Here is a 22,741-nt window from a genome sequence, read left to right on the forward strand (position 1 = left end):
CTATTTCAAAGATGTTAAATAAAATTCGGATTATTCTCGTTGAGACCTCGCATCCTGGTAATATTGGCTCAAGCGCACGTGCGATGCTTAATATGCAGCTGACAGAGCTTTATTTGGTAAATCCCAAGCAGTTGCCAGATGACCACAGCATGGCAACAGCGGCGCATGCCACTGATGTTGTTAACAATGCTAAGATTGTACCGACACTGATGGAAGCGCTTGAAGGAGTGGATCTGGTGATTGGTACCAGTGCCAGAACACGACGCATGGATTTAACAATGTTGAGCGTTGAAGATGCAGCAGAGCAGGCAATGGCACATGTGAGCAAAGATCTTAATGTGGCGATTATTTTTGGGCGTGAGCGCACGGGGCTTTTTAATGAAGAGTTGTTGATGTGTCATTATCATGCATTTATTCCAAGCAATGAAGGGTACACCTCATTAAACTTGGCGCAAGCTGTGCAAATTGTTGCTTATGAAGTCTTTAAACAATATTTGTCATATAATGATGTTAAAGCCTTGCCAACACAAAACCATGTTCGTGAAAAAGCCTCTGCCAAAGAAGTCCAAAGTTTTTATGATGAGTTGGCACATAAAATGCAAGTTGTTGGTTTTTTAAATCCTGACAAGCCAGGGCATGTTGTTGATAAATTAAAGCGACTATTTCAACGTGCACAACTTGAATCACAAGAGATTAATATTCTGCGTGGGTTTTTGGGGCAAATAGATAAAAAAAGTCAAAGTAGCAATGAAGATAAAGGATAGGTAAATGATAATCGTAGGTGTCGATGAAGCAGGACGTGGACCATTGGTTGGTTCAGTCGTTGCTGCGGCTGTGATTTTAGATCCAGATAAACCAATTGTGGGGTTGATGGATTCAAAGAAGTTAACAGAGAAAAAGCGTGAAGCACTTTTCACTGAAATCACCGATAAAGCAAAGGCTTATGCAATTGCTGAGTGTAGCGCTAAAGAGATTGATCAGTATAATATTTTACAAGCGAGTTTATTGGCGATGCATCGCGCGGTGGCTAAGCTTGAGATTGCCTTTGATAAGGTGCTTGTTGATGGTAATCGCCTGCCATTGTGGGATTTTGAGGCAGAAGCGATTATCAAGGGCGATAGTAAAATACAAGAGATAAGTGCAGCATCGATTCTGGCTAAAGTCTATCGAGATCGTCAAATGATTGAATTAGATCATAAGTATCCAGCTTATCAATTTGCTAAACACAAAGGCTATCCAACAAAATTGCATTTGGAATTACTAGAAAAGTATGGTGTGTTGGACATGTATCGCAAGAGCTTTGCACCGGTGGTAAGATGTCTAAAACACAATGTTTATAATTGATTAGTACTGATCACGTACACGTGCTTGTAAATCACAAAATGAAGCATAGGCTGTTAATGCTCTTTTCCAAGCTGGGGTCTTTGCTTTTTTAGTATTGTTATCTAAATTTTGCATGATGTTCTCCTTGTTGAGCGTTTATCGTCGGGACAAATGCAGTATAGACAAAGATTTATAAATAGACAGTTTCAGCAGGGTAACGCTGTGTAACAAAATTGATACATGGCGCTAGCTACGATCAGTGTGTATTTTAATCAAGTGTATGGCGATAAAAAGTCAATATCGCGTAGTTTTACGCTATTTTTTCTTTGACTTTTAACTATAATGCCCACCTGTGTTAACTAACAATTAAGATGACAGCATGAAAAAATTAATATTTCTTTTAACCTCATTAGCATTGGCAAATAGTATATTTGCTACCACACTTAAAATAGATGTTGCGACCGAAACAGCGCCTGAAAATATACGTGTTGATTGGTCTGATGGGTATGGTATTGTTTCTCGTGAAAAAGGCTATAAGATATTTGACTTCAATGTATCAAAAGAAATAGAAAATCACATGGGCATAACACTAAATAATGGTAAAGAGCTTGGGCTTTCTATTTTAAAAACAGCAAATGACTCACTGGTATTTGAATCTCAAAGCCGATACAGCAGATGCGGTAACTATAGTTATGAAATCATCTACACATTAACACATGGAAAAGAGGATTTCAGCAAGTGGGAAACGAAACGTTTAACCCTTAGCTATAAGGATCATGAGAGATATATGATTGTTTCCCCTGAGCAGTTTCATGATTTGGTCAAAGGTTCTCATCACAAGACTAAAAAAAGCATTCTAGGAAGCTATGATATAAAAGTTATTGTCCACTATAGCGCATCAACTTGGTCATTCTTGCCTTGGTGCAAGTAATACTTAACTTATCGTAAGTGTGAGTAAAAATTAATCGATTGAGTCTTATTAAATTACATCGTCTAAATCGCCAAAAATAACATCTTAATTGAAACAACCAAAAGTAGAACAAGAAAAATTACTTTAAGCACTTTAGGTGGCGTTTTACTTGAGAGTTTGGCACCTATTTTTGAGAAAAGCATGCTACTGGGTACAACACAAAGAATCGCCGGTAGGTATAAATAACCTAGACTCCAACTAAGTTCAATATGATCCATTAAACCTGTTACGATAAAGGTAATGCTACCTGTTATTGCAATGATGAGTGTAAAAAGACTTGACGTGCCAATAGCAATGCGAATCGAGTAACCTAATGAATTGATATAGGGGATGGTGATAATGCCTCCACCAATACCAAAAAAACCTGATTTAATACCAACAATACTACCCCAAAAGGCACTTTTTCGTTTACCACTTCGCTTTGGTTTATCAATCGCATGGCTAGGTTGAAATAACATGCGTAGAAACATAGAAAGCATCAATAAGGCAAATAACAGTCCCAAAAGTCGTGAACTAAGAAAGTGGGCAATAATCGCGCCAACAATATTCATGCTGATAATCCATGGTAACATTTTGATGGCAATATCAAAGCTGACCTCACGTGCACGCAGTTTGTGTGGCACTGATGAAAGTGCGGTAAAAATCATAATCCCGAGTGAAGTGCCAGCAGCAAATTGCATATAGCAGTTTGTGGTTTCAGGCAGTTGATGGAATACAAAGGCAAGCACTGGAACGATAATAATTCCACCTCCAATGCCTAAAAGACCCGCAAGAACACCAGTTAAACAGCCAGAGAATATCAATAATAAAATGAGATATGTCATGTTTAGTTCACTTTGATTTGTCGGTTAAATGGGTTGAATAATTATAACAAATGAAAGAGAATAACCCAGTTCATTTAACCATAAAAACAAATGATTAAGGGTAAATAAAATATGCTTTCTAATATTAAAGTCGGCAAAGATGCGCCAAATGATGTCAATGTGGTGATCGAGATTCCAGCGCATAACGAACCTGTGAAATATGAGTTCGATAAAGATGCCAATATGTTGATTGTTGATCGCTTTATGTCAACAACAATGCAGTATCCATGTAACTATGGTTTTGTGCCAAATACATTATCAGAAGATGGTGATCCAGTTGATGTGTTGGTTGTAGCACCTGTGGCATTGCGCCCAGGTGTTATTATCAATTGTCGTCCAGTCGGTGTGCTTAAGATGACAGATGAATCAGGCATTGATGCTAAAATCATTGCAGTACCTACAAGCAAACTCACCAAAATTTATGATGATGTAAAAGAAATTGATGATTTACCAAAGTTATTGTTAGATCAAATCAAGCACTTCTTCGAGCACTATAAAGATCTTGAGCCAAACAAATGGGTTAAAGTCGATGGCTTTGCTGGATCTGAAGCAGCTAAAGCAGATATTCAAGCAAGTATCGAGCGCTATAAGGCGTAATTGTTTTCTGTTTTTTATTTCTTACTTTCTCAGCGATTTAAACCATTTATAACGAAATGTGTTTAGACTCGCATCAATTAAAAAGAAGATTACAGCAAGCTCGGGGGACAACATATCTCCCGTGACTGCATACAAAAATACGGCAAAAATCAAAATAAAGATCACTGAGCGTACCGCAGCTTTAGCACCATTTAGTTTGAACAATTCTTTATGCGTCATATTGCTTTGACGTTCAATCTCTTTTTCTTTATCTGTCATATCTTGATTATGAAATTTTCTTAAAAAAAGTTGCGCATATCTTAGCATACACTGCTAAGGCTTGTCGAAAAACTTTGCTATTTGCGGGCTATTTGCCCATGTCCTATACTGTAAAACATCATATTGAATGTGTGTTAAAAATAAATGGCTATACATGGACAATTATCATCAATATTTAAAACAGTATTCGTAACGGTAATTTCTAGCTTATTCTTTTGCTATTGGTTAGTTCAGTTAAGCCTATTCAATGTATTGCAGCCTTATTATATTGATAAATTTGAGATAACTAACTATGGTTTATTTTTGTCGAGTTATCTTATGACAAATCTCGTGATGTGCTTACCTGCAGGTATTATTATTGAGCGTTTTCAAATTAAAGTAATTACATTGTTGGGCTTTGCCATGTTCATTGTGGCGAATTTAATACTATATTTCTCTAATGTACTATTATTTGCCTATTTGGCTTTAGTAATCATGGGGTTTGCAAGTGCTTTCACATTGACAAGTAGTGCAAAATTATTGAGCATGTTGTTGACATCAAAGCAAGCCCAAGTTGCCGTTGCAAGCGTTATTAGTATCGCATTTATAAGTGCTATTGTCTCAGGAGTCAGTGCTGGCTTTTTGTATGTTTACTCGGGTTCTGGAGATCTTGTTGTTATACTTAACTTGATCTTGGGGGCTACTCTTTTTCTTATTGTGTTGGCATTTTATCCAAGCTTGAAGTGCCAGTGTTTTAAAAGAGTTTCTTTGGGAACTATGTTCAAAAAAGTACTCAATAATAAAATAAACTGGTGTGTCTGGATATATATGTCAACCATTAATTTTCCGTTTACAATTATTGCCTTTAGCTTTGGGCAGAGCTTACTTCGTGAGTTTTATAACTATAATCCATATATGCTTACAGTTGCGAATAATTTAATCATAGCAGGCTTTATTATGGGGGGGCCTGTTTTTAACTTCTTGCTAAGCAAATATCGCCATGGTGTGATGCTATATCCCATATCGGCGATTGGCTGTATTGGTGGATGCATTGCTTTGTTAAATCAGCTACCTTATATCATATTGATGATTGATATGTTTTTGATCGGTGCTTTTGCAAGTGCACAGATGCTTGGTTATGCAACGTTGTTAAAACAAAATAATGATAAAAGTGTATCTGCTGCTGTTGCCATGGCCTCTTTAGTTATCACCCTTGGTAGTATTGTCAATGAAGTGTCCTTTGGCACATTATCAGTGCATTATAGTTATTACATAGCTTTTGTTGTTTTAACTTTAATGTTAAGTATAGCAATTGTAGTAGGCGTTTTGATTAGCCTTAACCAAAAGAATAAATAATTGATGGCAGTGTAGGTTTAAGTTTTGATTTAAATATATTCTTTTATATGTCTATAATTAACCTTATGCACTTAGCGTTCTATTTTGCTGATAAGGAAAAAGCATGACTCAGATAAGAGAATTATATAATCATAGATTAACGCCAGCATCAAAAAAGCTATTGCATAAGCATGCTGCTTTTTTTAAAGAAATTAAAGGCAAACTGCAGGCAGATTATGTGACGATTATGATTTTATCACCAGATGGCAAAGTATATGATATTCCTTTCTTTCAGGCAGACTCATTACAGCATTGGATTGATAGCGATGACCATGTACAAGAACCTGTTTATAGTTATCATAATCACCTTGTCATTCCATTTGCAGCTGCATCACTTAATGAAGTAGTGTCATACTTTAATCAACTATCGGCCAAGGATTATGAGGATAATTTTAGTAACAATACTTTTACCTACCATTCAACACATAAGATATTAGCAAATGGCTATATCTTAAATACTACATTTGCACTACCCAGAACAATACCAATGAGCTCATACCATGTTTACTTAACTTATCGTGTTTTATTTGAGGAGGTGTTTGAATATATCCAAGTCCATATTCTAAAAGAGCTTGAGAAGCTAGAAGAGTTTGATATTTCAAAGACGATAACACCTTTGGAGGTAAATTATTCAGAGCTTATGCCAAAGCCATTGTATACGTTAACAAAAGCTGAGAATCGTTGTTTTATGGCGATATATTCAGGTGTTTATGAAAACCAATCAATTGCTTGTTTATTGTCTCGATCCATTAGAACGATTGAGGGTCTTGTTGCCTCGATGGCAAACAAGTTAAATTGTAAGAGTCGCTATGAGATGATTGCAAAAATATTGCAATCAGAAGCACATTTTCGTTATCTAGTTGCAAATGGAGTACATATTTGATTGGAGAAACTTGCTTAGATTGCAAGTAGTATAAGTGTTATTTAAATACTAAGTCATTTGAGTAATGCGTTTCTGCTGCTTTTTCAGATGTTTCATAACCAATATGAATAGGCAGTTTATAAATGCTTTTTTCACTAGTAGAGCTGTCTTGTGTCACTGCAATTTCAACTTTACAGCTTGCTACAGGCTTAAGTATTTGACCGGCATGACAACGCTTATCATTGATTCTTAGTGGGATTTTTTTCTTGCACCAAAACCCACGGTTTGACGACTGAAGCCCAAAGCGTTGTATTGTTTTCAAACCAATGTTTAGCATCGTCATCATTAACATATTCAATATGATTTTGGTTCATGTAATCCGTGATTTGTGCTTGATCGTTTTGTGCTAATGCATAGGCGACATCGATTAAATCAAGTGCATCACTGACTTTGATTACTTTGCCTTGTGCAAAAAAACGCTGAAGCTCTAGCCAAGAGATACGTGCTGTTTCGCTCAAGATTTTGGCTTTGAGTAACTCATTAGATTCATTAGACTCATTAGGATTGTTCATATTGCGCCTCAAGATCGGAGAGATTTTCCCAATGCTGATATTTATCATTTAACAAAGCCTGCTTTTGCTCAAGTGCTTGTAGGCTTTCTTGAACGGTATCTTTGCTTTGTTGGTAAAACTGAGGTGTAGCAATTTCTTGTTGCAAGTTTTCAATTTCAGCTTCTAATTGTTCAATCTCGTTAGGTAAATCAGCAAGCTGTTTTTTCTGTGCAAAACTTAACTTTTGTTTTTTAGCGATATGATTATTTGCTGTATTTACTTTGGTAGAAGATGATTTTTGTAATGATTGAGGTGCTTGGTCTGAGCTCTTGGCGCTCGAGTTTTTTTGGCGTAGCCAATCTTCATAACCACCAACATACTCTTGTAATTGACCGTTACCCTCAAAGACAATCGTGCTTGTGGCAACATTATCGATGAAGCTGCGATCATGGCTAACAATCAGCACAGTGCCCTGATAATTTAAAATAAGCTCCTCAAGGACTTCAAGTGTTTCAACATCAAGATCATTAGTCGGTTCATCAAGAACTAATACATTACTTGGTTTGGCAAAAAGTTTGGCTAATAATAAGCGATTACGCTCGCCACCTGAGAGTGAGGAGGCTGGGCTTTGCATGCGTTTTGGGTCAAATAGAAAGTTCTGAAGATAACCAATGACATGCACTTTTTGACCATTAATATCCAAGTAATCGGAACCTTCGGTGACGTTATCAACAAGCGAAAGCTTGGGATCAATTTGATCACGCAGCTGATCAAAGTAGGCAATTTGTAGGTTCTCACCATGGTTCACCGCGCCTGATTGCGGTGTTAATTTTTGCAGTAATACTTGCAGTAGCGTACTCTTGCCACAGCCATTTTTGCCTAAGATCGCAATCTTATCACCACGTTGTATCTCACATGAGAAGGTATTAAAGATCGGTTTATTATCATAATGAAAGCTAATATCTGAAGCTTTGATCACCATTTTACCGGATTTATTCGCTTGAGATGCACTTAAGCTCACATTGCCTTGTTTGTCACGACGGGCTTTGCGCTCTTCACGCAATGCTTTTAATGCGCGCACACGCCCTTCATTGCGAGTGCGACGTGCTTTGACACCTTGGCGAATCCACGCTTCTTCTTGTTGCAGCTTTTTATCAAAGTTAGCATTTTGCACTTCCTCGGCATGTAGGTAAGCTTCCTTTTGTGTCAGGAATTTATCGTAATTGCCGGGAAAGCTTAAGACATTACCACGATCAAGCTCAATAATATCAGTCGCAATATTTTGCAAAAACTTGCGATCATGGGTGATAAATAAAATACTGCCTTTAAACTGTGGCAAGAAGCGCTCTAAAAACTCGATTGACTCGATATCTAAATGGTTTGTCGGCTCATCTAGAAGAAGAAGATCAGGTGAGGTAACCAATGCTTTAGCAAGTAGCACACGGCGTTTTAATCCACCAGATAGATCATCAAATAATGCATTGCCATCAAGTGACAGGGCAGAGAGCACTTTCTCTGCTTCCATTTGCAAATCCCATGCATGAGCATTATCGATTTGCTGTTGTAAGTTATTTAAGTAATCTATGTTGTGCGCTTGTGTTAAATCAGTTGTTAATAGATTCTGATAGTCAATAATGAGCTGACCAGTCTTACCAAAACCAGAAAGTACAATATTAAATACCGAGCCTTTGGTATTTTGTGGAACCTCTTGTTCAAGCCATGCGATTTTGGCATTGTCATGGACGATGCGTTCACCGTGATCAGGGAGGATTTGCCCTTGAAGGACTTTAAAAAGAGAGGATTTACCTGCGCCATTGCGGCCGATTAAACAGATACGTTTATTGGCGTCGATATCCAAAGAAACATTATCTAGCAGTTTGTGATGTCCAAAGGCAAGCTCGGCATTGCGAAGAGAAATAATTGGCATAGTGTGTGATGATCGTTAAGTTAAATAATTTTGTTAAGTTCAGCAAGATTGCGCGATGCAAGATCATGCCCAATTTGTGCGCCAAGACGTTTGGCAATAAAACTGGCTGAAATAATGCCACGAATGATATCTTTACCAGACTTATCTTGTTCTTGAATAAGTAAATGATCAATGTGTTGATCATGCATTAAGCGCGCAATATGTCCTACTAAAGTATCTTTTAATACCGAGTAGTCAAGCATTGGTAAACTGCCAATTTTTGCCATCAACATGCCAACAGTCACTTCTTTATGATGAATATCTTCGCTTTGTGCAACTTGTGTACGGTATACCCCTTGCAATCTGCGGGTATTGATTAAACCGACAACCTCATCATCGTTGTTGGTTACTAATAATGCGTGTACTTCTACTTTTTGCATCATTTGTAATGCATCATCGGCCAAAGTCTTTACATGAATAACATAAGGCTTGACAGTATGAAAGTCAGTGAAAACGTGTAAAGCAGGTGTTTCAAGAGAGATGACATCCATGGTTTCTGGATGATAGTAAGGGATGCTTTGATCTTTAGTGTGTGTTATTGTATCTAATAATTTATATTCTTTGTATGCCATAAGTCGATCCTTGTGATGATTATTCCTCGTAAGTCTAATCATCATTTCGCTGCTTTGCAAATGCAATAAGCTTAGAAGTCGTAGAAAGCAGAGTAATCAGGGTAATTAGAGCAGTTAAGGTAAGATGACGATTTGATGTTTGGCTAAGCTTTTGGGGATGTGCGTGTTGATGCCGCACTGTAATGCTTTTTCAATAATGGCGTCAGTTGTTGGCTCGATATTCCATTTTTTTGAAATATTTTCAGTAAGCACTCTTGAAACATTACCTCTGGAGATTCCTAAGAAGCTGGCAACATCACGTTGACTCATGCCATGCGCAAGTAAATAGACAATCTCAAGCTCTCTGGGTGAAAGTAAAACAAAAATCTTTGATGATTCGATATTAGGGTCTGGGTTTAGACCTTTAATATAATGATAAGGGTTAACATTATCCAGCAGACGACCTGTTGTTATTGTGCCGATAACGATATTATTTAAATCAATCACCGGAAACACACTGCATTGATATATATGATGTGATAGGCATTGATCAATTAAACAGTTGGTTGAAAAATTTATATAACGAATTATTTGGCGCTTTACGGCTACTTCACCACGTATATTGTTGAGTACCTCATATTCTGTTTTATTAATAATTCCAAGATCGAAAAGTGTGGTGCCAATTAGGTGTTTGGCTTCTGTATTTGCGATGATTTTGGCAGTTTGTTCATTTAAAAATCGTATTTTCCCCGCAAGGTCATGCACAATGAAGTTGACTCCCATGTCGTTATAGTTACTCAAAAAAGGGATAAAATAGTTTTCTAAGAATATGGTGTCCTGCATTCGTGACCTTGCTCCATGAAGTGGGTTGTATAAAAAACTCGCTGTAATTTATACGTTTTAACTTAAGGGAGGCTTAAAAGAAACAAAAAAAGATGTGAGTTTTGATCACACCCTGCCATTTGGCTTCTACTTGTCATGTTTATCTTGGGTTACAGTTCCACGCCTTTGCTTTTTAACAAATAGTTAGGCGCATATCGCTTATGAATCATTTTGTGGTGTTTAATATAGCGGAAGTTATTGGTATTTATGTGAAATGGATAGATGACAATGGAGTAATTAAATTAATGTTCACATTAAAACAAATGGAAGTTTTTGATACATTTGCAAAAACCTTGAGTGTTACCGAAGCTGCGAATAAGTGCTATATCAGCGTGCCAGGTGCATGGAAGCATTTGGATAATCTGCAAAAACTATGTAACACAGCCCTCTATCAAAAAGAGGGGAAATATATGCACTTGACTGCTGAAGGCGAAAGTTTGCACGCTCAGATCATTAGCTTATTAGAGCAAAGACAAAATGTGGCAGGTTATATTTATGAACTTCAGCAAAAAAAAGAAGTAATCAAAGTGGCGATTCCTGAAAATCTTGCAGAGATTTTTTTGGGTATGATCAGTGCTTTTAAATCAAAATATTTAGGGATAGAGGTGAGCATGACATTGATAGGTAGCCTTGATGAAATGCAAAAAGCCATTAAAGAAAAGCAGTACGATGTCATTTTCACACTTTACCCATTTATATCACCGGATGATTATAGTGTAACGACATTAGGTAGTTACAAGATGTTGCTATGTAGCAGTAAAGTCCATTTTCCAAAGGTAAATGCTATTCAAGATTTATCATCATTAACCTCAACGAGAATATTTATGCCTCAGTATTTTTATGCAGCAACAAGCTATTTTATCCAGCAGTTAGAGATGTCTAGCTCAACGCCGGATATTGAATATTTAGATAAAGTAACCACAATTAAAACCTTTATTGATCATGGCATGGGACATGGTGTCATACCATCTTTTTGTGTCCCGTCATGTAACGATGCCTTGCAAATACTACATAATTATAATGAACCGCAGTCTATATATGCATATTGTTTGCTGGGAGCAAGAAATACTAATGCTATAAAGGAGTTGCTTAATTATGACCTGTTGCCAGAAGTAACGACAATATAATGCTCGTAAATTATTTCGCGGTGTTTAATGTTGAAGAAGTTTTTGATGTATTGATTAGTTTGTGATGGGTATAGTTGGGGTAATCATATATTAACTTTGTGGATTATAAGTCACTATTTCGGCCTTACACACCCCGTTATCACAGCGCGAGCTATTTTTATCACCAGTATCTGAGGGTGTTAAGCTAATATTGCTCTCATCACTCGTCAATGTTAAGGTGTAAAGTCCCTCCACGTTACTGTCATTTATCTGAATTTTAGCTGCAGGTCTTAGTGTCATATAGTGAGCATGGCCTGATGGATCAATAATGCTGATATTCATAGATGCACTATTAATCGCAGAAGATCGAGCGTTAGTAATTAAATTCTGACAGTCATTGTGTTGTGTTTTAAAATATAGTGGAGAGCTGATACATTTTGTGCCATCTTGCCCTTTAGAGAAGTTTACTACCCCAAGGCTCGTACTGGGAGAGATAGGCGTAATTTCAGCTTGATCATCAATGCCAGGATATAGCTTAGTATCTGCAGTCTCAATACTATTAAAATCATTTATTGTAAATTGATATTGTACAGCTTGAGGTGTAGGAGTGGACAAGCTTACACAAAAATTTACTTTTGCTTCTAGTATATTGGGATATAAGTATAATGTGCCTATTTGATTTTTCTCATCGCTCCAGCTGCTTTTATTTGTCTCAATAATGCATGCCAAATTTTTAAATTGTTTGTCATGATAATCATTCGCTGTAGAGCGTAATGTAACGTACTGAGGATTATCATGATTATCTATAATCATGTCAGAACCACTGATAGGATAATCGGGGTTAACAGAGTAAACGCTGCTATATAATCTGAATTTGCCTAACACGCCATCTTTTTCTTGAGCATTCTTAAGATCCCCCGGCATACCTGGATCTATCTGGAATTTCTCCCCACTTGCAGTATTCACATGAACAAAGTCATATCCAGGCTTGTCAGGTCCATTATAGTCACCAGAGAAACCATACATAGATAATGTATAAGCAGTATCATTGTAAATATAAAACTTATATTTAGGGTAATCGCAGCTATATATATCATTTCCTTGATCAATCCATTTCCCTTTGCCATTTTCACAATTGTAATCGGTAACATCCATCCTGCAGAAAAGTGGGATATTATCATGCCATGCCGTGCCAGTCCCTGATCCATGAAGATTGCACGTAGAGTCTCCCGCAATAGAATTACCTCCTTGACAGTATTTGGTAAAACCAACCCAGTATTGACAATCATCCGACGGGTCTGCAGCAATAGCCACAGAACTAGATAAGCTCGAGACAATCATTGCGATGATTAACGTATTCTTCATTTTTTTCATTATTATACTCCTATGGTTGGTTGTGTTAAATTTAACCTTTCATTTGCAGACATTTATTATTTTTTAGTTTGTAATAACATCTGATCATGGATGGTTGGTTTTATGAAAACGCTTAAAAATAAAGGGGCATTCAGTGGCTATTGATCTGTGGTGTGGCTACATCTATTAATTTGTCTGCCAAAATAGAACGAATCTTTTGAATTGCGTCAAAGCATAACTCATGACCAGTTTCATAGGTGTGCCATGTGACATTATAACCATGTTGGATCAGCATAGCTTTAGCGGTGGTACCAAGCTTTATCGGAACAATTGTATCTTGCGTGCCATGCATACAGATGTACTTAGTATGCTGGTGAGGTATTTGAATGTTTCTCGCAAAGAGTGGCCACTCAGGCAAATACCCTGATATTATAATACTTGCAGCAAGTGCGTGTTTTGCGGTTAATGACGACAGTCCTGCAATAAGTGCGCCTTGAGAGAAGCCTATGAGTATGATGTTATGAGGTGAAATGCCAAGTTTTATTTGTTGATCAATGATGCTATGAATGTAAGCACATGAATGCAGTGCCGATGTAATATCAATTTTTCTGACCATGGTAGTGTTGCAAACAGATTTAATATCATACCAAGAGTGAATGATCTCGGATTTGTTAATTGTCAGCGAGTTTATTTCTGCAAATGGGAAAATAAAGCGAACACCATGATTATTGGGTAGGTTAAATTCAGGGACTAGCTTTGAAAAATCACGTTTTGCACCTAGGCCATGCAGCCAGATAACGCATGCTGTCGCCGGAGTTTTTGGCTCAATAATAATACTTTTTTTACGCATGAATAAATTTAAACATAAGCTGTTGATGGCTTTTGGCAGTATCCTCAGAGATAGATGTTTTGTAAATTAATTTATAGTTAAAAAGCCTTAAATATTAATTAATTTACATATTTATTGAATATTTATACACTTTGCTCGGAAATTGACTCTAGCTAAATAGTGTCTGTCAAAAAATAAATCATTTAAGGTGTGATAATGAAGAAAAAAAGAATGTTGTTTGTATTAACTGCTTTGACTGTATCGACTGCAAGTTATGCAATGGACAGAGGTGAAAGACATGGCGGGGATGTGGTTTGGGCAACACCGCCATGTTATCTGCACTTATCAGATAAATCTGATCATCCGATGAATGATGGGCAGGGTTATCTCTGGGTTGATTGGGGCTTTTGTGGTGGAGGCGAATGGCCATGTGATGGAGAGGCTGGTACTTGGGTTAAGCAGTCTGAAGATCATTGGTCATGTATTAATCCTAAATACGAATTTAATATTCATAACCTAACAGCTTATTCGATAGATCAATATACATATACTGGTTATCATGTAGGGCCGGATAAGCCGAGTATTAACGTTAAGACTTCTGTTGCAAGTGGGGCGGATCTTTTGGCAGAGATGGGTGTGGAATCTACGTTCCCAACTCAGACTGGCGTGCGTAATAGTGCAGGTACGTTTGAATTACATAGCAAAATGTCTAATAAAGCTATAAGCGCCAGTGATATAATAATACCAAATCAGGATAAAGGTGCGAAGAAATATGACCATGTAAGTCTGAAAGCCACACAGGATGATGCGAATAATGCTGGCATAGCGTGCATTATTCCTGTGCAAGGTAATGGTCAATGGAGTTTGCCAAAATCGTATACATCAAGTACTGATGGAATGTTTTATCTGCTTCCAAATATTTTAGAAGCCAAAGTTAACTTGTGTGTCAACCTACCAACATCTGCGACTTCAGATATAGCCTATCAATTTAAATTAGATGACTTTTCCAATTTGGAGCAAGATGATATAACGCTATATCCTAAAATTGACACACAGAGCACAATTAGTGAGCATATTGGTTCTGATTTGGATTTGGGAGTGATTAACTTTAAAGAGGGAGATTCTGGAACTCGTTGTGTTGCTAAAGCATTTTACTTTAAAACGAAGGAAAACAGTGATTGCGATGGCTTGATAAAAAACGAACAAGGCACAGCGATTAATAGTGCAACTATTAGCATTAGTATGAGTGACCCCAAAGGTCAAATACATTACATGACGCTCAAACCAAATTCATTGATTAGTCAAGGTGAGGGTAAAGTTGATGGTGTGTATAAGCTGCAGCTAAGTAGTAATGAGGGTAGTGTTACATTGTCTCCTGCAGATGGTGGTGATAAAAATACTTCGCTTTGTCCAGAGGGTGTTTGTAGTGATGAAACGATAACTTTTAATCCATCATAAGAGGTATCATATGTTAAGGAGAAATATATTGTCAGCATTAGTTTTAGCATTGCTAATAGCTAGCACAACGTATTTGAATGGATATTGTCAGTTAGTTACTCAAAAAGAAATAGTGACAACAGCAAGTGCTAAATCTGTAGGTGTAAATGGTTTTGATCACATCCTGCCGTTTGGCTGCTTTTGAGCAAATATTGATTTATAGTTGTGTCTATTGTTTAAGCCACTTTGATATGGGTTAAAGGATATGCGCTAGGGGATTTGCGTCATTTGATAAGTGGATATTGATCATTATGTATTAAGCGAATATAAATAGGAGAATAGGTATGCGCTTAAAAAAACACATTACATTTAATCCAAATAATTGATATTGAGGTTTTAGATGATTCATAAATTTAAGTTAAGCCTGATGAGCGTCATTTTCTTGTCAGCTGTTAGCTATGGGACGAGTGCCGAAAACGTATCAGCACCAGTTGCTGTTCATCATAATAAAGCATCATTTAAAAGCCCAAGAAGCACATCATCTCAAGATGGTGAGAAATCAAACTACAAAGGTTCGCAAGCGAATAATAAAACGATTAAAAGCTTAAGTGAGAGTGTCAATCCAGCAACGGGTGCTTTGAGTATTACATTGCCATTATTATCGGTTAAAGGCTTTATTCCTTTAGATGTCAGTGTGAGCTTCAGTGCGGGCAGCTCTGGAATGTTAGGGCTTCCTAATGATTGGCAATTTAATATTGACTATGTGGTGCCAGGAAAATCCGTGACATTTAATGGCAGAACCTATGTGATTGATTTTAATTGGAGTGATAGCACAGGGTATCAATCAGGGCTTAAATATTTGAATCAACATGGTGTATTGTTTAAAGATATGTTGACCAATACGCCATTACCTACAAGTTTCGCTGACTCAAGAGCTTATCGCTATCTCTTGAGTATGCCAGATGGTTCGTTGGATTACTTTGATGCAACGGGCAAGCTGATTGCCAAGGGGGACCGTTTTGGTAATCATATTCGATATGATTATAATGATCCAGAGATGGGTGTTCAGCATAATTATCTAAAATCGATTACCGATAGCTTGGGGCAAGTATTTAACTTTGGTTATAGTGCTAATGAACTAAGTGTTAGTTATATCGATAGTCAAAATAGATCGCATACGCAAAGCTTAGCATTTAATCAAAATGGCATATTATCATATACCGATGCGTTAGGCTTTATCACGCAGTTAAATTATCAGACACGTAACGGCGTCCCAGTCGTTAATCAAATTATCTATCCGAATGGGTTGGAAACAGACATCACTTATCAAGATCTACACTTTAAAACATCCGATGGTAAAACAGGTACCTTAAATGCGGTGGCAACAATTAATCATATTGATCATGCTAATGCTGATCAGGTCTTGGCAGAAGCAGACTATGGCTTTAGTGAGAGTAACTTCACTGGATATCCAAGCTATCCACTATCGGATGATAAAGACAGTTTGATGGAAAGTAATAATCCAGATTATCGTTATACGGTAACGGTTACCGAACACAGCACAACGGCAAGTAATAGTATGGATATTCGTAAAACACAGACGATTTATAATGCGATGAGTGAACCGGTTGAGCAAGATGTTTATTTGCCAGGGGATAGTGAGAATACGCCAACGTATAAAACCATAAATAGTTATCAATTGATTCCAGACAAACATGCGCAAACAGTTAATTATAATAAGCCAATCATTACGACGAATGCAATTTATGATGCTACTACTAAAGCATATACGACATTAACTAAGACCAATTACACGTACGATAATTATGGCAATACATTGACAACAGATGTCTTTAAGTACAATCCTCTGACACAAAAACTGGTTGAGTCAACTAAGTCAATAAATACCTATGATCAAAGCTTTAATCAACCCTTGACAACGACTAACATGACGTGGAACCCATTAACCAATGCATTTGATACAAAATCTGTGCAAAACACCTTGTCAAATGATCATAAAAATGTGCTTCAGAGTATACTTTATGACGGTGGTATTAACGCTACTAATGCTTGGAAAAGTACCGATTATAACTATGACAGTCATGGCGATGTTATACAAACTACGGTGAAGTGGAGCCAATCAGGTCATGCTGGGGTGCCATCAAGTACGGTTAAAGATAACTTTAGCTATGATCTAAGTAAGCGCTTAGAAACACTAACACACACTGATGCCTTAGGTAGTGTCACCACGCAAACGATTGATAGCATAACAGGCGATCTATTGAGTAAGCGCTCAGCACTGGGTAATACCATAACATCAAGCTATGATTTAGATGGACGAGTCTTGAAAAAGACACTGCCAGCAGGGCAAAGCATTACGTATCAATATGAGGATTACCAAAAAGATAAACAAAATGCCGTAACAGAAATTTCACCCTTGGGCGCTAAAACCGCAACACAATATGACGCATCAAATCACAAAATAGCAACGTATAGCAACACAGATCCTAATAATATCAATGACATGGTACTGCAAGAAGCTGATCACTACAATGCCTACGGTGAGCTAGTGCAGAAAAAGGATGCCTTGGGTAATGTAACAAGTTATAACTATAATGCACTTTCTTTGCCAACGGCTCAAACCGATAGCGATGGTAATGTAACGACGATGCAATATGATCTTGCGCACTTAAGTCAAACAAGTTTTGTCAATGGTATCAAAACTAAAACGGTTATCTATAACCCAGATAAAAAACCATTAAAGACAATGAGCTATCCAAATAGTCATAATCCACTGCAATCACATTACCATTTGGAAGAAATATCGACCTTAGATGGTAATAATCAAGTGCTGCAAACAACACATAACAAAGTAGATGATAATACTGGGGCAGTGACCGTTTTTAATACGCTAACCAGTAGCTATACGCCTGATGGCAAAACCCAAAGTCAGATTTTACAAAGTGGACAGTCCAAAGAAACGATAACAGCAGAGTATGATCTATTAGATGATGTACTTGATAAAACAAAAACATTGGATTTTAGTGATAGTACGAGGGGGCATCATGATGTTACGCATCGCGACCATTTTAGCTATGATGCGACAGGAGAACTGATCGCTGAAATCAATCAAGCAGGTCAATCGATTAACTATAGCTATGATCAAGATGGCAATAAAGTCACTGAGGCACGCCTTGATGGCACGGTGGTGCACTTTGCTTATGATAAAAATGACAATCTGATTACTAAAACATATACCGATAATAGTGGTAAACATAGCTATAATTACAGCTATGATGCTGATGGCAATAAGGTCTTTGAAAGTCTAGATGGTCAAGGCATTAAGATAAGCTATACACTTTCAGGATTACAAACGGCGACTAGCTATCCCGATGGCAAAGTGGCAACGGCAACATATAATAAATATGGACAACTGCTATCAAGCACGGATGTCAATGCTCAACAAACAACAATGACCTATCTTAAAGATGGCAAGCTCAATACGGTGAGTAACAATCAAGACAAAGTGACTTATTTGTATAGCACACAAGATAAGCCAAACGAGAATAATCAATATGGCGCACTTATTGCCAAGGATTATCAGGGGATTTATACACAGCAATTTACAGCAGATGCATTTGGTCAAGAGCATGAGTTAAAACAAATTGATAGCTTAGGCACAACACTTCTTGATATCGTTAATACCTTTGATGCAAAGGGTATGTTAACTGATGTCACCGCAACTTCGGATAAGGCGCCAAATGATCCCAATGTTAACTATGTCAAACACTATACTTATGATGATTTTAATCAGTTAATCAAAGAAGAAACGGATAGTTTGCAAAAGCAACCAATAACAAGCACAAGCTTCGTTTATGATGGTAATGGTAACATTCTTCGCAAAACCAAAGATGGCAAAATAACGACATATCAATACAACAATCTTGATCAGCTAGTTTCTTATACCGAGGACGGTAGTACATACATGCCTAAGTATAATGCCAATGGTGACGAGATTGATAATGGCAAGGGCACAAGCTATCAATTTAATGGCATAAGTCAGCTGATTGGTGTGCAAAATCAAGCGACGCATCTTGAATATAGTTATTATGCCAATGGTTTAAGATCAGATCGTGTCAACTCGACAGGGGATCATTACCGTTATTACTACACGGGAGATACCATCAGTGCAGTCAATGACTTAACACACCCTGATAATGTTAGCTTTTTTCTTGATGGCAAAAACCGCATCCATGCTTATAGCGTAAGCTAAGTTGAATATGTGTAACTTCAGATCTTCATAAGGACTACGCTGAATGAATAACAAGCGATCTCAACAAGTTGCGGTGATAACGAACTGTATACTGGCAATGCTCACTGCACAGATCAGTTTCGCTCAAGAGCCGTTAACAACAGGCATAAATGATATTTATTATGTGAATAATGGCAAAAGCAATAGTTTAACCTTGGATAAGCCAGCTAATAGCAATGCATCATTTGCTATAAAAGGCACGACAGACTATAAAGCTTATGGTGTGCACCCTAATACGCTCAACACCAATGTAGCAACGAACTTTAGCTACAATGGCGAATATCAGGATCCTAGCTCTGATTTAGTGTATTTAAGGGCACGTGACTATGATGCGGGAACACAACGATTTATCGCACAAGATAACGCTAATGTTTGGAATAAATATAATTTCGCTGATAGCAACCCGATTATGAATATTGATCCAAGTGGGCATTTTTCTATAACCAATGTATTGAAACATTCATCAAGTGGACTCTTGATGACACTGATTATGTCTGGCGTTATATTCACAGGAGGCTATCTGGGTATTACTGAGCTTGCTGCCTTAGGTGTTGAGGGTGTTGCGACTTCAGAGGCAGCAGGAGCTGCCACAGAGGGGCTTGAAGCTGGTGCTGCTGCAGAGTCAACTGTGATGGAAGGATCATCTGCAGCATTAACGCAATCTGCAAATGATAGTGTTGCTAATGGAGAAACTGGGTTGACGGTGAATGCTCAGGCTACTGAAAATACTTTATCTCAAATTCCTGATGTCTCAAGGAATGCATTTATTGGAAGAATTGAAGCTGCGGGAGATATTGTAGGGGATGATAGTACAACAGTGACTAACTCCAATGAGGCAAAGTTTTTTTCATGTGTATCACGCAAAACCGAGTTGCGTTTTGGTTTATTTAGTGAAGCATTAAGTGCTGTTGGTGTGGCTGGCACCTATGGCAGTCATTTTTCACCATTCTTAAAAAAATACGAAGGAGTGTGGGGTTTTTTAGACTACTTTGGCGGTGGTGCTGCATTTGGATTGATAAAAGGGTTGAAGTTTGCAGATTATGTTGAAAATGCTAGTCAGACATCAAATTATTTTTTGCGTGGGGCAAACAGGGTTATGAGATCCTATAGATGGCTTCCCCAATGGCTTGCTCGTCAAACTAATTATGTTCCCTTAGTAAGATTTTCTCAAAGTAATTTTCTTCGCTCAGCTTCTGCAGGAATGGCGTATATGACCGTGAAAACACCATTTCTTGTGGCGAGTTATGCAGGCGCTGATGCTGTTTATAATAAGACTAATCATGGGCAGGATTTGCCTGATTGGGTTTAGAGATCCATTTGCATAGCGGTAAGCAAATGATTGTTGAAAGTGTCAATAGAACTAACGCTTACGGATGAAAGTATGAATAAACAGCGAATTATTTTTGTAACTATTGGTATCTGTTTTATAGCATTAATAACAACACAAATAAGTTACGCTCATACAGCAAGACTGAGCATCAGTCTTTACTATGTGAATGATGGAAAAAGTAATAGCTTAACTTTGAATAAACCAATTAATAGCAATGCAGTAGCTACTATCAATGATACGACAGATTATCAAGCCTATGGCGAGCATCCTAATACGCTCAATGCTAATGTAGCAACTAACTTTAGCTACAATGGTGAATATCAGGATCCTAGTTCTGATTTAGTCTATTTAAGAGCACGTGATTATGATATGGGAATACAACGATTTATCGCACAAGATAGTGCCAATGTATGGAATAAATATAATTTTGCCGATAGCAATCCAATTATGAATATTGATCCAACTGGGCATATCAGTTTAAACACTATTGGGCTGTTAATGACAGTTGTTGTATCTTTAGCTAGTGTACCTGTTACAAATGGCACCTCGTTGATTGTGTTAGCTGAAACAGGAGCAAGTGTTTCTAATATTTTGTTTGGTATTGGTGACATCATTCATCATAGGTACTATGCTGCAGCTGGTGATTTTGCTATGGCTATAGGCGGTATGATCGGTGTTTATTCAGCTCAAGATAGTATATTTCCATTAGGGAGAAAAGCTTTGCTATCTAGACAAGCTAGACAACTATCTGTCGATGAGGAAGCAGATGTAGACATCAATAGTGTAGATATCCGTAGTGAAGAGTTAAATGCTGCTAAAGTGACTAGAAGTAGTGCAGGATCAAATCTTTTATTAGGTGTTGGTTCGGGGTTGAAAACATATCAAGACAAAGATGGAAATCATTTTAACTTGAGTGACTTTACAAGATTTACATTAATCAATGGTGCAGCAGGGTTTGCAGGAGGTCGAATCTATGGGTGGGTAAGTGCTAGAATGGGCGAGGTTGATGGCATGTTTAAAAAAATTGTCTATGGGGCATTAAGAACAACACTTAATGGTGCGGTTGGTATGACAGGCAATACGATTAATAGTGCAATTAGTCATGATATTAACTGGAAAAATACAGGAATTAATCTTGCTGCGGCACCACTTATGGGCGCATATTCTGGATTCTCACAAACTTACTTAGGCAATTATCCCAATAGTAGGTTAGCAAAAGCGATGAGGTTTACTTATCTTAATTTAAAGACACCAATATTTGGTGCTTTGCTTAGTGGAGATATATCTGAGTTATGATTGAAATGAACGTTTATTTCGCCTGTAGAAATTTAGATAGAAGCGGATAATCTCGTGCCTTGATTAGGTTGTATGTTTTGATATAAGTACTTAAACAATAGTTTATTGGTAATCATGGATATTCGGATCAAGCCCGAATATTGATGTACCCCCTCAATTTGGGACAGTAAGTCCACCAGAATGAGGAGCAGAAAAATGGCAAAATCTCGCTACACACAAGAGTTTAAAAATGAATCAGTTAAATTAGCTCTAGAAAAAGATGCTAATCGTAAACAAATAGCGGATAATCTGGGTATAAACTATAAAACACTATGCAGCTGGATAGCACAGAGCATGTCTGACCAACCACCAGAAAAAATTGATTATAAAACCTGTTATCAGCAACTGACTGCTGAAAATGCTCAGTTAAAACGAAAATTAAAACAAGCGGAAACGGAGCGTGAAATTTTAAAAAAGGCAGCAGCGTACTTTGCGAACCACAACACGTAAAGTACGCATTCGTCTATCAGTATAGGTCACAACTTCCCGTGTCAACATTATGCAAAGTCACTGGTGTTAGTACATCAGCTTATTATCGCTGGTTAAAAACGCCTATTAGCAAACGACAGGTCAATGATAATCAGTTAGACAAAGCGATCGTAGCTGTTTTTAATGAGCATGAGGCGAGATATGGTGCAACACGTGTCCATCGTACTTTACAAGACCAGGGTTGGAAGGTTACAGAAGAGAGAGTATCTAGGCGCATGAAACTGATGGGGCTTGTTTCTAAAGCGGCACGACGATATAAGGTGACAACGGATTCTGATCATAATAAACATGTTAGTGATAATCTGCTACAACAGGATTTTAACGCGAAAAAACCTAATGAGAAATGGGTAACG

At 37.5% G+C, this 22,741-nt stretch carries 22 protein-coding genes; 14 read left to right on the plus strand and 8 right to left on the minus strand.

The annotated features are described in order from the left end of the window. The first annotated feature begins 2 nt into the window (after positions 1-2). The 3 genes from IE867_RS06485 (at position 3) to IE867_RS06495 (ending at position 2,254) form a co-directional block, all read left to right on the plus strand. Positions 3-764, plus strand: a complete 762-nt coding sequence (locus IE867_RS06485) for an RNA methyltransferase (RefSeq protein ID WP_192483981.1) — start codon at positions 3-5, stop codon at positions 762-764. A 4-nt stretch (positions 765-768) separates the two neighbouring features. After that, positions 769-1,344, plus strand: coding sequence for a ribonuclease HII (gene rnhB, locus IE867_RS06490; RefSeq protein WP_192483960.1), 576 nt, complete (start codon positions 769-771; stop codon positions 1,342-1,344). 358 nt (positions 1,345-1,702) lie between these two features. Then, a complete protein-coding gene (locus tag IE867_RS06495) occupies positions 1,703-2,254 on the plus strand; it encodes a hypothetical protein (protein ID WP_192483961.1) in 552 nt (183 codons plus the stop codon). A 62-nt stretch (positions 2,255-2,316) separates the two neighbouring features. Here IE867_RS06495 and IE867_RS06500 read toward each other — a convergent pair whose 3' ends face one another. Continuing rightward, the gene (locus tag IE867_RS06500) at positions 2,317-3,117 is read right to left on the minus strand and encodes a sulfite exporter TauE/SafE family protein (RefSeq protein WP_192483962.1); all 801 of its coding nucleotides are present in this window, start codon (positions 3,115-3,117) and stop codon (positions 2,317-2,319) included. A gap of 111 nt (positions 3,118-3,228) precedes the next feature. On the opposite strand from IE867_RS06500, the gene ppa reads away from it, so the two are divergent. Next, positions 3,229-3,753 (plus strand): inorganic diphosphatase, encoded by a 525-nt coding sequence (gene ppa / locus IE867_RS06505; RefSeq protein ID WP_117001541.1) that lies wholly within the window; start codon positions 3,229-3,231, stop codon positions 3,751-3,753. A 21-nt stretch (positions 3,754-3,774) separates the two neighbouring features. Here ppa and IE867_RS06510 read toward each other — a convergent pair whose 3' ends face one another. Beyond that, entirely contained in the window at positions 3,775-4,059 is a 285-nt protein-coding gene (locus tag IE867_RS06510; protein ID WP_192483963.1) for a hypothetical protein, read from the minus strand. 96 nt (positions 4,060-4,155) lie between these two features. On the opposite strand from IE867_RS06510, the gene IE867_RS06515 reads away from it, so the two are divergent. Together IE867_RS06515 and IE867_RS06520 are read left to right on the plus strand one after the other, a co-directional pair. Further along, positions 4,156-5,346, plus strand: a complete 1,191-nt coding sequence (locus tag IE867_RS06515; protein ID WP_192483964.1) for an MFS transporter — start codon at positions 4,156-4,158, stop codon at positions 5,344-5,346. A 103-nt stretch (positions 5,347-5,449) separates the two neighbouring features. Beyond that, a complete protein-coding gene (locus IE867_RS06520; RefSeq protein WP_192483965.1) occupies positions 5,450-6,268 on the plus strand; it encodes a helix-turn-helix transcriptional regulator in 819 nt (272 codons plus the stop codon). A 218-nt stretch (positions 6,269-6,486) separates the two neighbouring features. Here the strand turns inward: IE867_RS06520 and IE867_RS06525 are convergent, their stop codons facing one another. The 4 genes from IE867_RS06525 to IE867_RS06540 all read right to left on the minus strand — a co-directional run bounded on the left by IE867_RS06525 (position 6,487) and on the right by IE867_RS06540 (position 10,158). Continuing rightward, the gene (locus tag IE867_RS06525) at positions 6,487-6,819 is read right to left on the minus strand and encodes a DUF2288 domain-containing protein (RefSeq protein WP_192483966.1); all 333 of its coding nucleotides are present in this window, start codon (positions 6,817-6,819) and stop codon (positions 6,487-6,489) included. Beyond that, positions 6,806-8,725: an ATP-binding cassette domain-containing protein gene (locus IE867_RS06530; RefSeq protein WP_192483967.1), complete on the minus strand. Its 1,920-nt coding sequence runs from the start codon at positions 8,723-8,725 to the stop codon at positions 6,806-6,808. Before IE867_RS06530 ends, IE867_RS06525 begins: the two co-directional genes overlap by 14 nt. A gap of 20 nt (positions 8,726-8,745) precedes the next feature. Further along, on the minus strand, positions 8,746-9,336 hold the full coding sequence (locus IE867_RS06535) for a CBS domain-containing protein (RefSeq protein ID WP_192483968.1): 591 nt from the start codon (positions 9,334-9,336) through the stop codon (positions 8,746-8,748). Between the two features lie 114 nt (positions 9,337-9,450). Then, positions 9,451-10,158, minus strand: coding sequence for a helix-turn-helix transcriptional regulator (locus IE867_RS06540; RefSeq protein WP_192483969.1), 708 nt, complete (start codon positions 10,156-10,158; stop codon positions 9,451-9,453). A 200-nt stretch (positions 10,159-10,358) separates the two neighbouring features. Here IE867_RS06540 and IE867_RS06545 point away from each other — a divergent pair, with 200 nt between their 5' ends. Next, a complete protein-coding gene (locus tag IE867_RS06545) occupies positions 10,359-11,324 on the plus strand; it encodes a LysR family transcriptional regulator (protein WP_192483970.1) in 966 nt (321 codons plus the stop codon). Positions 11,325-11,414: 90 nt separating this feature from the next. Here the strand turns inward: IE867_RS06545 and IE867_RS06550 are convergent, their stop codons facing one another. Both IE867_RS06550 and IE867_RS06555 read right to left on the minus strand, forming a co-directional pair. Further along, positions 11,415-12,677 (minus strand): hypothetical protein, encoded by a 1,263-nt coding sequence (locus IE867_RS06550; RefSeq protein ID WP_192483971.1) that lies wholly within the window; start codon positions 12,675-12,677, stop codon positions 11,415-11,417. Between the two features lie 130 nt (positions 12,678-12,807). Beyond that, complete coding sequence (locus IE867_RS06555) at positions 12,808-13,506, minus strand: alpha/beta hydrolase (protein ID WP_192483972.1); 699 nt, start codon at positions 13,504-13,506, stop codon at positions 12,808-12,810. A gap of 195 nt (positions 13,507-13,701) precedes the next feature. Between IE867_RS06555 and IE867_RS06560 the strand changes: the two genes are divergently transcribed. The 7 genes from IE867_RS06560 to IE867_RS06590 form a co-directional block, all read left to right on the plus strand. Next, complete coding sequence (locus tag IE867_RS06560; RefSeq protein WP_192483973.1) at positions 13,702-14,943, plus strand: hypothetical protein; 1,242 nt, start codon at positions 13,702-13,704, stop codon at positions 14,941-14,943. Between the two features lie 28 nt (positions 14,944-14,971). After that, positions 14,972-15,127, plus strand: coding sequence for a hypothetical protein (locus IE867_RS06565; protein WP_192483974.1), 156 nt, complete (start codon positions 14,972-14,974; stop codon positions 15,125-15,127). A gap of 195 nt (positions 15,128-15,322) precedes the next feature. Then, positions 15,323-19,195, plus strand: a complete 3,873-nt coding sequence (locus IE867_RS06570; RefSeq protein ID WP_192483975.1) for an RHS repeat protein — start codon at positions 15,323-15,325, stop codon at positions 19,193-19,195. 43 nt (positions 19,196-19,238) lie between these two features. Next, entirely contained in the window at positions 19,239-20,543 is a 1,305-nt protein-coding gene (locus IE867_RS06575; protein WP_192483976.1) for an RHS repeat-associated core domain-containing protein, read from the plus strand. A 39-nt stretch (positions 20,544-20,582) separates the two neighbouring features. Next, positions 20,583-21,860 carry an RHS repeat-associated core domain-containing protein gene (locus tag IE867_RS06580; RefSeq protein ID WP_192483977.1) on the plus strand — a complete coding sequence of 426 codons (1,278 nt, stop codon included), beginning with the start codon at positions 20,583-20,585 and terminating at the stop codon, positions 21,858-21,860. 195 nt (positions 21,861-22,055) lie between these two features. Beyond that, positions 22,056-22,349 carry a transposase gene (locus tag IE867_RS06585; protein WP_192483978.1) on the plus strand — a complete coding sequence of 98 codons (294 nt, stop codon included), beginning with the start codon at positions 22,056-22,058 and terminating at the stop codon, positions 22,347-22,349. 38 nt (positions 22,350-22,387) lie between these two features. Next, on the plus strand, positions 22,388-22,741 hold a 354-nt coding region (locus IE867_RS06590; RefSeq protein WP_192483979.1), incomplete at its 3' end, for an IS3 family transposase.

It is taken from the genome of Cysteiniphilum marinum, from assembly GCF_014857925.1.
GTDB classification, from domain to species: Bacteria; Pseudomonadota; Gammaproteobacteria; order Francisellales; family Francisellaceae; genus Caedibacter; species Caedibacter marinus.